Source organism: Adlercreutzia murintestinalis (genome assembly GCF_943192905.1).
GTDB lineage: Bacteria > Actinomycetota > Coriobacteriia > Coriobacteriales > Eggerthellaceae > Adlercreutzia_A > Adlercreutzia_A murintestinalis.
Genome location: NZ_CALPCC010000024.1, coordinates 1 through 16413 on the forward strand (window position 1 = coordinate 1; position 16413 = coordinate 16413).

Consider the following 16413-nt stretch of genomic DNA (forward strand, 5'->3'; position numbering starts at 1 on the left):
AAGCCAAACTTCACTTCCGGCAACGGAGGTGTGTACACCCTATATGCAAAGTGGACTGCCAACACCTACACGATTAGATACAACGGCAACGGTAACACAAGCGGCAGTACCGCAGACACCAGCTGCACCTATGATGCCAACGTTACCTTGCAAGCTAACGGATTTGCGAAGACGGGGTATCACTTTGCGGGTTGGGCAACTAGCGCAACAGGTGCGGTTGCCTATTCTGGTGGTCAAACGCTGACCAAGCCAAACTTCACTTCCGGCAACGGAGGTGTGTACACCCTATATGCAAAGTGGACTGCCAACACCTACACGATTAGCTACAACTACAACAGTGGTGCGTTGCCCTCGGGCACTACGCAGCCCAATTGGAACTCGTCAACTGGTAAGAGCAACTACACCATCGAAAGTGCCACCTTCACGCTAGCAAACCCTGTGCGTACGGGCTACACCTTTACCGGCTGGACCATAACCGGTGCAAGCTACATTAGTGGCGGCGGCACCACCAACGGCACCTCGGCCCAGGTGAAGAAGGGCACCTATGGCAACCTGACAGCCACTGCGAATTGGCGCGCTAACACTTACACAGTAACCCTTACTGGCAAAGACGCCGATGTTAGCAAAGGCACTACGGTTATCTATTTGCGCTACGACACCGGGTGGTTCTCTGACAGCGCCTGCGCGAATGCCATCAAAACGATTACGCCTCCTAAGCGTAACGGGTATACGTTCGGTGGCTATGCAAATGTTGCAAATGCCAGCGGCACCATAACGGCAGCCAACAACGCATTTACGCAGAACATCTCGCGCGATCCTATCTGGAACATCAATACGTATAACATCACCTACAACTACGCCGAAAACGTGAACCCAGGATCGGCCGTGACCAAACCGTCGAACCCAGCAACGTACACCATTGAGAGCAACACTTTCACGTTGGCTAACCCCACGCGCCCGGGCTACACCTTTACCGGTTGGACCATTGCGGGTGCAAGCTACATCAGTGGCGGCGGTACCACCAACGGCACCTCGGCCCAGGTGAAGAAGGGCACGTTTGGCCATCTGACGGCTACGGCGAACTGGCGCGCGAATACCTACACCGTTTCCTATGTGTACAACGGAGGCTCGTTGCCTTCGGGCGTAACGCAGCCGAACTGGAACGCTTCGACGGGCAAGACGAACTTTACTATTGAAAGTCTCACGTTCACGCTGGCTAACCCCGTGCGGCCCGGCTACACCTTTACCGGCTGGACCATCACCGGTGCAAACTCCATTGCAGGTGGCGGCGTTGTGAATGGTCTAACCGCGCAGGTGAGGCAAGGCACGTATGGCAACCTCACGGCAACAGCCAGCTGGACAGCGAATCTCTACACAGTTAGCTTCGAGCCGAACGCGGGCGACACCGGTGACGATGCCAACGGGCACATAACGAACATGCCTGATGCCTTCCAGATTCTGTTTAGCGAGCCTTCGCTGAATCCGGCAAACCAAGTGAAGCTGCTGCCTGCTCAAGTGCCGCTGCGTGTGGGCTATGTTTTTAAGGGCTGGCGCCTAGTGGCGACCGATATGAACGGTGCCCAGGTAGACACCATCTACAACCCAGGCGACCAGTATCGTCATCCGTTCGTGGGCGATGTGACCATGCAGGCCCAGTGGGAGCAAAACATCGGCTATCACGTGAACTTCTACCGCTTCACCGAGGATGGCCCAGAGGACAAGTTGAAACTACCCGGCGGCTATCTATCAGGCGAGTTGACCTACGAGGAAACCTTCCCGCTGCCGTTGGCTGACATGGTGGCCGACGCAGACAAGGTCTCCGGTTACTTCCTGTACGGCTGGAGCTGGTCGAAAGAGGCGGGCGAGAACGGTGCCGAGCTCTCCAGCTTCGTACTACCGCACACCACGAGCGTGCGCGAACTGTTCGAGTGCTTGGGCGTGCAGCCGGGCGACACGGAAACCAAGGACATTGACCTGTATGCTGTGTGGCAGATGGTCTACAACGTAACCGCACCCACCAACGCAAGCACCGCCGGTATCGTGCTGGATGCTAGCGAAAACACAGTGTATCGCGGCAGCGGCATTGCGTTTGAGTCCAGCACGCCCTGCGAAGTGGCGGTGGGCGCGCGCACCACGTACTTCGATCAGAGCCTGTTTAAGCAGATATTCGGATCACGCCTGCGTTCTAACTGGGTGAGTTTCACGTTCGGCGAAGGCGACGATCCCGCCGAGCCGCCCGACCCTGACATGGTGGCCATGTTCCCTCTGGAACCGCGCTATGGCTCGCCCTATTCGTGGACGTTCGACTCAAGTGGCAACGTGGTGTTGCCCGAAGAGCTGACGCGCATTTCCGCAGGATCGGGGGTGGGCAGTGATCCTGCCCGCTTGGAAGGCGTGTTGAGCCTGGACTTCCCGTCGGAAATGGCTGACATCAGCCACGAGCTGCAAGAGGCGCCTGACGGCAGCGGTCTGATGATGAACGGCAAGCGATGGGAAGACCCGCTGGCCACCATCACGTGGATGTTTGCATGTGACGAAGCCTCGGCGATCTCCTACACGTTGCTGCCGCACATGCCAGCTGCGGGATCGAGGCCCGGCTTCGGCGAGGTGGACATCAAAGCCGATGGTACGCCTTTCGTGAACGCGGACGGTACCGAATACATCAGAGGCGACTAGCACTCATAAGGCATATCTGGCCAAAAAGGCTGCTCCACACGGGGCAGCCCTAGGTCAGCCGATTAAAAACCCGAAAAAAGTGGGCGCAGCGGCACCGAAACGCCGCGCAAAAGGGAAAAGAAAGCACACGGAAAAGGACGAGCAGAACCGATGACCAACGACAACAACATCACCAACGATCACGCAACGAGCGCGCCGGGTACCGCATTTGGTGGCCGTGTCGTAGGGGGCGCCGCTCGTGCGCCTCGGGCAACGGCGGGGCGCGAAGGAATGCCAGCAGGTAGTGCGAATGGCCCGCGCAACGGGGTGGCCATAGCGGCCTCAGGCGGTACACCTGCATCGGGCGTGGCGGGCGGCGCAGCCGCGCGGAGCGGTTCGGGCGTGGCGGGCGGCGCTGGCGCCCCCGGCGGCCCGCGCACGCCCAAGAAGCGCACGGGGCGCATGGTGCTCATTATTGCGGGCGTAGTGCTGGTGGCGTTGGCCATCTGGCTTCTACTGTTCCTGTTCGCCTGCAACGGCAACGCATTGCTCGACCCTACGGCGCAAGACGGGCAAGCGCCGTACAAGTCGGCTGAGGAAATACAGGCCGAGCTTGACCGCGAAGTGGAAGAGGGCATGTTCAACATCTCCATTGCCAGTTCCATCCAGTTCGACGATGGCACCTCAAGCGGTACGGCCTACATTGAGAACATTCCCGGCAACCGTTACCTGATGAAGGTGTCCATCACTTCTGACGACACCGGAGAGGTGCTCTACGAATCCGGCGTACTCAAGCCCAACCAGTTCATCGAACAAATAGCGCTGACGCAGGACTTAGAACCGGGCACCTATCCCGCAACAGCCACCTTCACAGCGCTTGATGAGACAACTTACGACGAGGTGGGGCAGGCCGCGGCCAAGATCAGCATCAACGTGCTGGGGTAACCACCCATAGCACATGCGCATTGCGCGCAACGAGGCGCCACGCGGCGTGGGAGCCGCTGGACATACGCAAGCAGCAAATGGCTTGAAGACAAAGGAGGAAAAGCCATGAAAGCAAGTGGGAAGACACTGGGAGCCTTGGCCTTGAGCGCCGCTCTGGCACTGGGCTGCGCCGTGCCGGCGTTTGGTGCGGTGGCATCGGACAACCCGTATGGTGCACGCGATCAGGATTACTCTGATCCCACCACCAACCTCAAGCAGGGTGACACTGCCGAGACAAACGTGAACATCGCCACCATGATCACTAACATCAACGTGTCGGTGCCGCTGAACGTTACGGTAGTGGCGGACTCTGCAGGCGGTGCCATCCTGGCGCCCACCACGGGTCTCAAGCACAACACCGGCGATGCCTATGACGGCAAGATGAACACCGGCTACCGCATTGAGAATTACTCTACGTATCCGGTGGCCATCAAGCAGATTCAGACCACACAGCACACGAACAACCGCGGCGACTGGGCGCTGGTGGCCGCGCTTGCGGCTGACGGCACCACTCAGCAGGGCAATGTGGCTGATATGGTGCTGAATCTGGGACCGAGTAGCACTCAAAACGATGCTGCGGGTATCAACGAGGGCAGCAAGGGAACCGGCGGTGCGGTGAATCTAGCCAACACTATTACCCCCACCGATCCGGGCTGGATTATCCAGCGTCAGGTTTCTAAGACCGAGCCAGCCATCATGGGCCTTCAGCTTTCCGGTACCAATTCGGCTCTGATCAACGTGAATGAGTCCAGCATTCTGCTGGGTGATGCGGCCAACCCGCAGCCTGACACCAACGGCGACGGCTATCCGGACGATCCGGTAGCGGCGGACAACGCGTTCAAGATCATCTACACCGTGGGCGCTGCCAAGACCACCGTCTAGGCAGACATCTGAAAACGAACCGAAGGGAAACCCGAGAACTATGGCCGACCGCAACGAACACGCACATTACCCCAAAGCAACCCAGTCGGCTGCTGGCGGGGTTGTTGCGAGCGGGGCCGGTAGCGGCCATATCTACGGGTACGGCATGGGCGGGGACGCGCGTTTGGGCGCGCATGTTCCCCACCCTGCTCCCGGCGTAGGCGCAGCCTCTGTGCCGGGGCAAGCACAAGGGACGGCAGGGCAGGCGGGAAGCACGAACGGGCAACCCGCCTACCCGGGCCATGCAGGGTATGCGACAGGCTACGGTTACGCGCCGAACCGAGCTGTCATCCAGCAGCCCGGCTACGGCCACGGCGCTTTCTCAGCGGGTCACGCACAGGAACAAGGCGCATCGAGTGCGGGCTACACACAGGCGCAGGTGACGCAGTACGCCCAGACGGCACAGCAATACGTTCCGCCAGCTACCAGTGTGCCCCAACAGCTGGACAAGAAGCGTAAGAAACGCGGACCACTGTTCTGGTTCCTGATCGTGCTGGCCATTGCGGCGCTCATAGCGGCGGCGCTGTTCGTGTGGTTCTTCTTCGGCAGCGGCGGCAAGAGCGCGCGTCAAGGCACAGCCGGGCAGCTTGAGGGCAAGACGCCCGACGAGATACAAGCCGAGCTCGACCGCGTGGTGGAAGAGGGCATGTTCAACATTTCCATTGCCTCTACCGTGCAGTTCGCCAATGGCACGGCACCGGGCGAGTTGCGCATCGAGAACGTGCCGGGCAATCGCTATCTGATGCGCGTGGTGATAACCGAGAACGACAGCGGTCAGCAGCTCTACGAGACCGACCTGATAGAGCCGAACTTCCACATCCAGTCCGACACGCTCGATGTCGATCTGGATGCGGGCACGTACGACTGTACAGCGATGTTTTTCGCCTACGACCCCGAAACCGAGGACCTGATAGGTCAGGCGGCAGCGGAAATGGTCGTGATCGTGGAGGGTTAGGGTGCGCACGAGCTCCTGGGATGCGAAGAGTAAAGGGATGTAACATGGGAAGCGTAATGGGCAAACATATGCGTCGAGCATTGGCAGTAGTGCTGGCGACGTGCATGGTGGCGGGCTTGAATCCGGCCTCGGCGCTGGCGGCCACTCCGCGCAACATCGACACGGGCCAGGCGCAGGCATCGCGCGTCTTGCAGGACCCCTATGGTACTGCCGTCTCTGATGCGCGGAACTATACCGGTGCGCAGGGTACAACGGCAGACACCAACGTCAATGTGGCGGTGACCTCTGATTTCACGGTTGCCATTGACGACACCACTGCCATTGATGTTGACGATGCACAGCAGCTCTACGCAGGGGCGTACCACATTGATGCCACGCTTTCCCATGGCAATCCCATCGCAGGTGACGGCACGAGTTACTACCGCTACCGTTGGGTGCGTCAGGTGCTGGTGCGCGAAGGCGAGGCGGCTGGCACGTATGTGGACGATACCGCCTACAACGATGCCAGTTCCTGGCAGGAAGCAACCATCGAACCGGGCGCGAACAACACGGCGCACGTGCGGCTCAACTTAGCTGACGATGCCGCCACGCTCGATTTTCGCAATCAGGCGCAGTATCTCTACACCATTGAAGCGCGCGACGGTGCGAACATCCCGCGCACTGCTGTGCCTGGCGTCATCGTGAATTGCAACGCACACTACGCCGACCAGACCATTGACAGTGCCGCGGTGGCGGGGCTTACCGTGCGCGGCCTGATCCATATTGGCGACCCGCAACTCAATGCAACCGATCTACTGGGCCGTCCGGGCGCTACGCTCAATGCGCTGCTGTTGGCAGCCGACGGGCTGAAAGTGGGCACGGCGGTGGATTTCTCCATCACCGAGCAGCTGGCAGCCAATGATGGCCATGCGCCATATCTGTCGCCCTTGACCACGGTGTGGCTGCCGGTGCCCGACGAGGCACCCGACGAGGCGTACGTGCTGCGTGTGGTCAACAGCGCCGACGGCCAGGGAAGCGCAGTGGAAAAGCTGGGGCCGCTGCCGGTAGGCGGCACGCCAGGTAACCGTTTTGTGGAACTGACCGGGGGCGCTGCAGGCGTGGGTGCGCTGGATGTTGGCGTGTTCGCTGTGGCTTATGAGCTGCGCGCATCGTCGGGGTCGGGTCCGGGCACCGGAGACGCGTTTCCGCCCGTGCAGGTAACCTCGCGAGTGGATGGGCGCACCGGCGGTCTGATCGACATTATGGGCACGCATCGTTTCGCGCAAGGCACCACCGTGCGCTACACCTTCCTGCCTTATGAAGGCTTCAAGCTGGTGAAGGTGGTCATTGATGCGGGCGAGGGCGCACCGGTTGAGCTGCGGCCCGATGATGCAACGGGCACGCTGGGCGAGAACTATCTTGATTACACCACGGTGAAGTTGGCTACGCCTACCGAAACGCCGAAGCCGGTGACCATCACTGCGTTCTATGAGCAGGTGCCGGGTGCGCCGGGTGGCATGGTAGACCCCGACGATCCGAAACCGCCGGTAGATCCCGATGATCCTGATAACCCGAAACCGCCAATCGATCCGGATGATCCTGATAACCCGAAAGCACCCGTGCAACTGACGGCCAGTGTGGCCGAAGGTGAGGGCACCGTGTCCATTGACGGTGGCATTGAATCTGGTGCCGTGTGGACCAAGGAAGTGACATGGGGGCGTGCAGCCACGGTGCGGTTCAACCCGGAGCCTGGCTCGGTGCTTGACCGCGTTGAAATGGAGACAGTTAGTGGGGGCCGCGTGCGCGTAGAAGTGATCAACTCGTCGCTTCTGATCCCTACGCTGACCGAGCAGACGGCGGTGTATGCCTACTTCCGCTACGGCACGCCAATAAGCCATCCCCTGTATACGGTGAGCACTGATGCGGGCGAGCACGGTTCGCTTTCCGCCACCTCGCCAGTGTATTATGGAGATCCGTCGGCTGTGCAGGCGCTGCCCGATGCGGGCTACAAGCTGGCCAGCCTCTACTACACCTTCGACGACGATGCCGAAGGGCGGCGCTTCCCTCTGCGCGATGCGGCTTCGGGCAGCTACCTGATCGACTACGTGCTGGGCAACATCACGGTGCATGCCACGTTCACGAAGGCTACCATTTCCATTCCCATCGTAGTGCCCGATGGCGGCTCGGTGGATGTGGAATACACGCCTGGCGATGGCGGCCCGAAGGACGTTACCTTCCCTGCGCCCGGTGGCACGCTGCCCGATGTGTCGCCTGATGGAGACATCATCATCACGCCCAACCCCGACCCGGGTAAGCAGCCGGTCATCAACGTTGTCACGAAGGACGGCGAAGAGATCGAGATCAAGCCGGGTCCTGACGGCTCATACGTGATCCCTTCAGAGATGCTGCCCGATATCGAAGAGATCATCGTGGACTTCGTGGACATCGTGCCCGATACGCTGTCGGTGAACGTGTCGGTGCCAGAGGCGGGTGTGATTGCCAAGCGTGCCGATGCGTCGGGCGTGCTGGCTTCGGGTACGTATCTGCTTGAGGATATTGATCCCGAAAACGGCCTAACGCTGACGGTTGAACTGCTTGCGCACTACAAGGATCTGGCCGTGGTGTTGGTGGATGCCGATGGCACCGAGCATCCGGCTACTCCTACGAGCACGGTGGATGGCGTGCGTACGTATCTGTTCGCGCCTGAACTGCTGGGGCCGGACAAGACTATTCGCATCACGTGCGAGTTGGACGAGGCCGATCTGCCCGTGAACCCCGAAGAGATCACGGTCACGGCGCAGACGAACATGGGCACCATCACGCCAGACAGCCAAACGGTGTCGGGGGATATTGCGCAGAAGGAAGACGTCACCTTCACCATGTCCGCGCCCGATGCCGATCACGAGCTGGACTACATCGTGCTGAGCCGACCAGATGGCGAACGCCCCATCGTGATATTCGCGAGCAACCCTGATGGGGGCATCGTGCAGGTAGCGCCGGGCGTGTGGGAATACACGCTGGGTAGCGACCGCATCAAGATCGACGGATACACCAATGTGAGCGCTTTCTTCAAGGAAGTGGACAAGGCCGTCTACACGGTAACGCCCATTCTGGTGGACGAGACAGGTGCGCTGGTGGGGGCTGAGGCGGCTCACGGCAGCGTGTCACCCGCGCAGGCTTTTTCGGTGGTGGGCGGTGGCAGTGCGCTGCTGACGTTCATTCCGGCCAACACCGATACGGTGAAGTACCGTACTGAATACAGCATCAACGGTGCGCCGTTCCGTGTGGCCGATCGACTGAGCGTGCTGATCATGGACATTCATGCTGACCAACAGGTGCGCGTGCGCTTCGTGGCGGATACCACTGCTGAGGAACGCGAGACGTACACCGTGAAGGTGGGTGTGAAGGGTACCGGCGGCAGCGTTGATCCGGCGGGAGACATTCAGGTGGCACGCCACGGCAGCTTACCGGTGTCGTTGTTCCCCGATGAAGGGCATGTGCTGTCGTATGTGATCGTGGACGCGGGTACCGACGACGAATACATCCGCAGTGCGGCGAGCCTGGCGGCTACGAACGGGCAATTCATTTTGGCTGACGTGACGGCTGACCATACGGTGCACGCGGTGTTCGCACCCGACGGGGCAGCAGACGAGCTGGTGAAGTGGGTCATCAAGGCTGGCGAGAACGGTACGGTGGATCCTGACGGCACCATCTACATCAAGGTGGACGATGGTGGACGTGACGTGGTGATCACGCCTGACGATGGCTATGTGATATCCGAGATTCTGGTGAACGGCCAGCCGGTGAACATCGCGGATGATCCGCGTTTTGCGGGCTCTATTTCAGGGGGCACATTCACGCTGCCCGCCGATATGGGCGATGGCGTCTTCGAAGTGATATTCGCCCCACGTGAGGATGAGAACCCGCCGACGCCTCCGGCGAAGTACGTGACAGTGGAAGTTACGTGCGGCTCGGGCGGTGCGGTGTCACCTGCGGGCATGGTGCAGGTTATAGAAGGCGACTCGCTGCCCATCAACATGCAGCCCGATACGGGCAAGCAGGTGGCAGCGGTAGAACTGACGTACAAGAATCCAGACGGCACTACGCGCACAGAGGTCATTCCGTGGACGGGCGACACCTATACGGTGCCGGGTGTACCGGGTGATCTGGTCGAAGTGCATGTGCGTTTCGAGGATGCGTCTCAGCCGAAGCCGCCGGTGTCCACGATTGACGTGACCCCGGTTGTGGCTGCGGGCAGCGTAGGGTTGGGCATCATATCGCCGGGCGCTACCGTGCGGGTGACCGAAGGTGGCAGCGCGCTGTTCTCCTTCATTCCTGAAGAGGGATGCGAGGTAGTTTCGGCCAAGCTTGATGGTACGGAGGTAGCGGGCCGCGGCGCGCTACGTTCGGTGGTTACTTACGCGCAACTGGCAGCGTTGGGTGCAGGCGAGCATCGGCTGGTGGTCGAATTTGCACATACGGCTGATTTGCCCGAGCCGCCCACTGATACCGATTTCGAGGTGACGGTGAGCGCTGAGGCAGAAGGTCCTGGCAGTGTGAGCCCCACCGGTCCCTTCTTGGCGCTTGGCGGCACATCGCAAACGTTCACGTTCTCCTACGAGAGCGATCGTGCGTATATCGCGTCGCTGGAGGTGACTACAGGGCAGGGCGATGAGGCTCGCACCGAGCAGGTGAGCGTATGGGAGTTCGCCATGTCGTACACCATTGGTGCTCTGGCGGCTGACACGCATGTGCGCGTAGTGTTCGCTGAACGGGCGGGCGCGGACAACCCCAGCGTGGATGCAACGGAGTATGTGACGATGACAGGTGTGGTCGTCACCGAGAATAGGGTGGGCGATACCACTGGCGGTACCATTCATCCCTCGGGTAAGGTGCGCGTGGTATCCGGTGTGAACGCGCAGCGCTTCCTGTTCCGACCCAATCCGGGGTATGTGATCGATTGCGTCACGGTGGCAACGGGCACGGGTGCCGATGCTACGGTACGCATGCTGTCGGCGGCGCAGGTAGCGGCAAAGAATTACGTGGTGGCGGGTGTGACCGCTGACACGCAGGTAACGGTGCGGTTTGTGCCCGAGTATTATCTGGTTGACGTGCGTTCGGGTGATGGTGGCCTGCTTGACCCAGAGGGCACCTCCATCAAGGTGCCGTACGGCAAGCGGCTAGAGCTTTTGGTGGAGCCTGACGAGGGCTATGAGCTTGAGGGCTTTCAGGTGACTGGTTTGGTCAAGCACGAAGGCGTGTGCGCGCAGGGTGTGCAGATCGAAGGCGCGCGAGCGTTGACGGGCGAAGGTACGCCGAGAACCTACGACCGGCATGCGTTTGCGGTGTCGGGTCCAGGCACCATTTATGCCACGTTCAAGATGGAAAGCGGCACCAATACCCCCACGGTACCTGGGCAGATGCACACCATTAACGCATCTACCTCAGGCCATGGGCAGATCAGTCCGGCGGGTCAGCTGACCTATGCGCATGGCGCTACCGCCGTGTTCACGCTGCGGCCAGCCGTGGGATATCAGCCAGAGTCGGTGACGCTACGCGACGAGCTGGGTGAACGCACGATGCGCACTACATCTAAGTCCATCACGCTCACCATCGAGCGTGATGGTGAGGTTATTGCGAACTTTGCACCAACGTCGCCTGCCGGGTCGAATGCGGCCACGGCGCGCGCCTTGCGCACGTTGCAGAGCTTGGCGAAGACAGGTGACGGGCAAGCCATTGGGCTGCTTGGCCTGATGTCGGTGGCGTTCGGCGCTGCTGGGCTTGCAGTGTTGGTTGGCAGCCGGCGCCGTTGGCGTAGCAGTTCTCCTGCGTCTCGCGAGGGGTAGGTGATGCGAAACATGTGGCAAGGAAAGCAAGAGCGTGTATACGGGTATGAGGGATGCTGCGTATTCGTTCTCGGGACTGGAATGGCTATTCGATCGACAAGGACGGTACCTATGAGTGTATCTATGAACACCCTACGAGGCATCGCAGCCAAAGCGATCCTTGTACTGGGGCTGGTGCTTGGGGTTATGGTGGCACCTACGGTAGCACCACCTTTGGCATATGCTGATGCTTCCAACGCACTTTCCATCAAAGCCGGTGCTGCAGTAAAGACAACCAACAATACCGATGGCACTTCAACCTATACGTTTCCCTATCTGAGCGTCCAGGCTCCAAACGACAAGATTATCAGGGGCATAACGGTGCAATTCACAAGCGCCATTGAGAGTGGGGAAGATGTTCTGCTAGAGGGTGCTACCGTCAACATCGGTGGCCAGGCACACACGTTTGCCATTTTGAATGCGAATAAACGGGGCAACAAGTCGGCCAACGAGACAGGTCAGGGGGCAACTGCGGAGGTCTGGGAGCAGTATCTGCGTGAGCACTTGCAGTTGAAGGTGCGCTCGAACAGCACGTCGCTTAAGACGTTACGCATGATTGTGAGTACCGAGAAAGTGGAGCGTACGCTCGATTACAATGCCCAGAATGGTCACTACTATGAATATGTGGCAACCAAGGTGAACTGGCCGACTGCGCGCGACCGGGCGGCTGCATCAACGTATATGGGTATGCAAGGGTATCTGGTTACTGTTACGAGCCAGGCTGAGCACGATTTGATCTACTCGCTCGTGAATGCTGATACGTGGATTGGTGCAACCTGTCATCCTACGTTTCTTCAAGCTGCGGGTATTGACAGCACCGGAGCATATAGCAGCACGTATGCAAAATACTATTGGGCCACAGGACCTGAGAAGGGGATGAACTTCTGGCGAGGCGGATGGGGCATTACGAACGCGAATACCTCCGCCAATCAGGTTGATGGGGCTTTTTCCAATTGGCACACAAGAGAGCCAAACAATTCGAGCGGTGAGCAGTGTGCGCATCTGCTTGCATCTGCTGGAGGAAGATGGAACGACTATAGCTATGCGACGAACTGCAACTACGTTATAGAGTACGGTGGCTTGGAAGAGGACGAAAGCGGGTCTGGTTCTGGCGGTTCTGGTGGGAGCGGAACACAAGAAGACGATACCTACGTTAAGGTGGATATCAGCATTGATACCCAGGGCAAGACTATGCATGTTGAAGCTGCGGATATCGTGGTAGGCGCTCAACCCAACGTGACCGCAACGGTCAATGGTGGTACTGTACCCTCTGTTCTTGGTGACGCCTCTGCTGCGCTCGGCAATGGCGCTGCATTGCTTTCCTTCCGCTATCAGAGGTTTGACGAAGCGCGCAATGCTTGGGTTGATGTGGACGCCGCTGACGTTAGCCGTCACGCAGGACGCTATCGCGTACAAGCGGCAGCGAAGTACAACGAGCTTGCCGCCGATGGCAGTTGGGTGACCGACGAGCATGGTAACCGCTTTGAAGGCGATTATCGTTTGGAAGCCGGCTATGAAGATGGTGTGGAGTTCACGGTAGCGCCCAAGCCTCTTGATGTGAGCGTGCCAGCGGGTCCAGATGCGTCCGTTCCTCCAGAAGGTACAGGAGAACTCGCTGCTCGCACCTACACCAAGACCTACGATGGTACAACTGCGTTCGCCGCTTCGGGTGTTTCTCTGGATGATCTGGTTGTAGATGGCGCTGAAGTGCACCTGAGTTTTCAGCATGCCTCCTTTGCAAGCGCTGATGCTGGTGTGCAGAAGCTGACGTTTTCAGGTGTTGCGCTTTCTGGCGCCGATGCCTCAGATTATGAGCTAACCTCGATTGCGCCCGATGGCAGCATCACGGTATACGGGGCGATTCTTCCGCGCAACCTTGACATCAAGGCCAGCTTCTCAAGCGACCAGAATTGGCCACCGGATAGCACGTGGATAGCGGGCGTTGACATGGTTGACCCTGCGACAGGCGATGCTGACCCGCACGGATATTTCAGTGATGTGCAGGCTTTTGTCTACGACTTTACCGGCGAGTCAGGGGATATCGCGCTTGGCGAGAACTGCCCTGATCCGATGGCCTGGCCGACCAATATGCTGTGTCCAGGAGATACTGTAGCTGAGGTATTGGGCGAAGAGCGCTTCACGTGCCAAACCCAAGATGGCCTGACGCTCGACCGAGCAAATCCCCAGGTTGGTGTCTATCAACTGCTGGCGCGATTCTCAAAAGTGAATCCGGTTGGCGCCGGTGGCGCCACGCTTCGTCCCGATGGGCGTTATGCGCTTGGAAACTATGCGGTGAGCATGATTCCAGCAACGCTTGAGGTGACTGAGCGTCCCGAGGCTCGTGTGGTGGAGAAAACGCTTGTGCTCGCACAGACGAGCGGGCAGGTTCTTGATGCGCGACAGATCGTAGAGCGCGTCATTGCATCAGGCGTGGAAGGTATCGAGAGCCTTCCTGCTGATGACCATTTAGATGTGCTCATAAAGAAGGGCGCCTCGGTTGTGGATGCGATCGATTGCGGCGCGCTCGGGCACTACAGTGCTACCATCTTCGTCCGCGGCGATGATGGCTTCGACACGCTGATTGTGGTCGAGATATCTGTTGAGGGTTCGGGATCAAGCGGCGGCGTTTCGGGTAGTGGCCCCGACATCTTAGCGCCCGGCTGCTTCACGATCGCAACGCGCATGGCTGGAGATGTGGGTGCTTCGACCTGTACTTCTTCGGCGGTTGTGCTGGGCGGTAGCAATGCTGAGGTGGGCTGGACGGTAGGAGCCGATCGGTATGTGTCGTCGGTTGCAGTGGACGGCATTGAGCGTTCTATCGCAGATACGTCTGTTTCGTTTGCCAACGTGTCAGCCGACCATGAAGTAGTGGTGACTTTTGCGCGCATTGGGTCCATAGGTGGTAGCACTACCTATGGCTACTATACGCTCACCACGAACCGGTACGGTGAAGCAACGAAGGTAGAAGTGTCGCCATCTGCGGTGGTGCGTGCCGGACAGAGCGCATCTGCTACGTGGGCGCCTGCTGAGGGCTACGAGGTGACCGAGGTACTTGTTGATGGTGCGCGTCTTGATGCGCAGCAGGTGCAGTCGGGCAGCATTACATTCGACGCAATGGATGCGAATCATGTTGTTGATGTGCGTTGTGCCCCTGTTGGTGGTCAATGTACGCTGGCAGGAGCTGAATATGCGGTGAGTACGCGCATTGCAGGTGGTTCGGGCACCATAACAGGAGGTGCAACGGTAGCGGCTGGAAGCAGCTATACCGTGGCGTGGGATGTGCCAGCTCGCGCCCCGTCCGGAGCCGCTTATGCGGTGTCGCGAGTAGAGGTGAATGGGGTTGCTGTGTCGGCGGCGCAAAGCGGAAGTACGGCGCTTGCCAATATTCGTAGTAATCAAGAGGTAGTGGTTTATGTTGAGCCGGTACTTAATCATGTGAACATTATGAGTATTGGGCAGGGAAGCACTTCTCCGTCCAAGACGCTATATCGCGGCCAGGACTATTCGGGCATCATTGCAAGCCCCGCTGATGTTTCGCGTGTGTATCGTGTGGAAATTGATGGCGCGGTGGTTTATGAGGCTGAGGCTGCTCACGATGAACAAGACGAGATCGCTGAGACTCTTTTAGAGGAAGCGGCCAGTGAACTTTCCGATCAGCTGGACGATCTGGCATCTGATGAGGTCAACGCAGACGGGGGAGACGCAGCAAGTGCGGGCGTGGCAGCTGGCGCTGACGATGAAGGAGCAGCGGCGGATAACGAGATCAGTGTGGGCGGAGAGAGTTCAGCCGGTACGGACGACGCTGCGGCCTCCAACCAGAATGACGACGCTGCGAGAGATACGGTGACGGATGCAGAGGAAGCGGATGCTTCCGCATCTGAGAATACTGATGCGCACGAGGCGGCTGAGGCGCTGATGGCGCTTCAATATGCCCATGAAGTACCTGCTACGCGCAGTTTAGGCAGTTCTTCTGGTGTATCTTCAGGTGCAGAGTCCATCACGCATTCGCTCGATCAGCAAAGCGGCAACTTCTTATGCACCATTTCCAATATTGCAGGGGACCACACGATAAAGGTTTTCTTTGTGGAGCAGGGCAGTACGCCTACGCCTGATGAACTATGTGCTGAGCAGGATCGCTATTCAGAGGTGGTACCCGTTATCGGAGGCAGCTCGGGTACGGTAGCCGGCGGCGGTTTTGTTGAGCCGGGAACGCCAGGGCCTACGATTAGTTGGGAACTTCCCAATCCTCCGAAGCACGAGGTCACCGAAGTGGTGGTCAATGGTCAGCGATTCGAGATAAACGACCCGGATTCTACTTCTTTTGATATTCCCTTCGGGGTTGCGCCCGGTACGCGCTATGACGTGGAGATCATCACGCGTCCACGTGTTCCTGGTGATGACGTGCCTGCGGTTGAAGCGTCGTTGGGGAGCGCGCCTGTGTTCTACCAAGTTCGCACGTCGGTTGTGGGCGGCCCGGCCACCATATCGCCAAGCACCTCGGTTGTGGCAGGTGACGCATGTCAGGTGGCATGGTCGGTTACAGATAACGATGGCTCCTATAAGGTGACGCGCGTAGTGGTGGATGGTCGCAGTGCGGCTGATAAGGTTTTTGACCGCGGCGAGATATCGTTTGCAGATGTGTCCGCAGATCATGAGGTGCAGGTGGTGCTTGATAGTACGCAGTCCGTCAATGCTGAAGGGGGTGCGTCTGGTGCCGGGGAGGTGCCGGGTGATCAGACGCCGGTGTCTCAGGCAGAACGCTCATTGACTGGGTTGCCGCAGACGGGCGACCCCATTGCTACGCTTCTGGTTGGGTTTGTGCTTGCGGGTTTGTTCGGGTACGCCGCTGTTCATTTGGCGCGCTGTCGTATGAGGAATGTGTCAAGGCGGTAGATTGAGCCGACGCATAAGAGTATGCGGGCGCGTGAGGGCTGGTGGCGCGTTCGTTGTGCGGGGTGCATCGCGGGCGGTTTTTGCCGGTGGTGCGCCCCTGTGTTATATGGCACGCACGTCACCTTGAGCGCTTCAGGCTTT

The 16413-nt window shown here is 59.2% G+C and carries 6 protein-coding genes; all 6 read left to right on the forward strand.

Annotated features, from left to right (window positions below; translation table 11 throughout):
* A partial coding sequence (locus NFR19_RS07895; RefSeq protein ID WP_251213252.1) for an InlB B-repeat-containing protein occupies window positions 1-2676 on the forward strand: 2676 nt, incomplete at its 5' end.
* 150 nt (window positions 2677-2826) lie between these two features.
* Entirely contained in the window at window positions 2827-3600 is a 774-nt protein-coding gene (locus NFR19_RS07900; RefSeq protein WP_251213253.1) for a hypothetical protein, read from the forward strand.
* Window positions 3601-3705: 105 nt separating this feature from the next.
* Window positions 3706-4521, forward strand: coding sequence for a hypothetical protein (locus NFR19_RS07905; RefSeq protein ID WP_251213254.1), 816 nt, complete (start codon window positions 3706-3708; stop codon window positions 4519-4521).
* 40 nt (window positions 4522-4561) lie between these two features.
* A complete protein-coding gene (locus NFR19_RS07910; protein WP_251213255.1) occupies window positions 4562-5515 on the forward strand; it encodes a hypothetical protein in 954 nt (317 codons plus the stop codon).
* A gap of 44 nt (window positions 5516-5559) precedes the next feature.
* Complete coding sequence (locus NFR19_RS07915) at window positions 5560-11340, forward strand: InlB B-repeat-containing protein (protein WP_251213256.1); 5781 nt, start codon at window positions 5560-5562, stop codon at window positions 11338-11340.
* Between the two features lie 123 nt (window positions 11341-11463).
* Entirely contained in the window at window positions 11464-16272 is a 4809-nt protein-coding gene (locus tag NFR19_RS07920; protein ID WP_251213257.1) for a YDG domain-containing protein, read from the forward strand.
* Window positions 16273-16413: the final 141 nt, after the last annotated feature.

What these genes read in the sequence shown, in the direction of transcription:
- NFR19_RS07900 (WP_251213253.1), top strand. Translation starts at nt 2,827, where the DNA reads ATGACCAACGACAACAACATCACCAACGATCACGCAACGAGCGCGCCG.
- NFR19_RS07905 (WP_251213254.1), top strand. Translation starts at nt 3,706, where the DNA reads ATGAAAGCAAGTGGGAAGACACTGGGAGCCTTGGCCTTGAGCGCCGCT.
- NFR19_RS07910 (WP_251213255.1), top strand. Translation starts at nt 4,562, where the DNA reads ATGGCCGACCGCAACGAACACGCACATTACCCCAAAGCAACCCAGTCG.
- NFR19_RS07915 (WP_251213256.1), top strand. Translation starts at nt 5,560, where the DNA reads ATGGGAAGCGTAATGGGCAAACATATGCGTCGAGCATTGGCAGTAGTG.
- NFR19_RS07920 (WP_251213257.1), top strand. Translation starts at nt 11,464, where the DNA reads ATGAACACCCTACGAGGCATCGCAGCCAAAGCGATCCTTGTACTGGGG.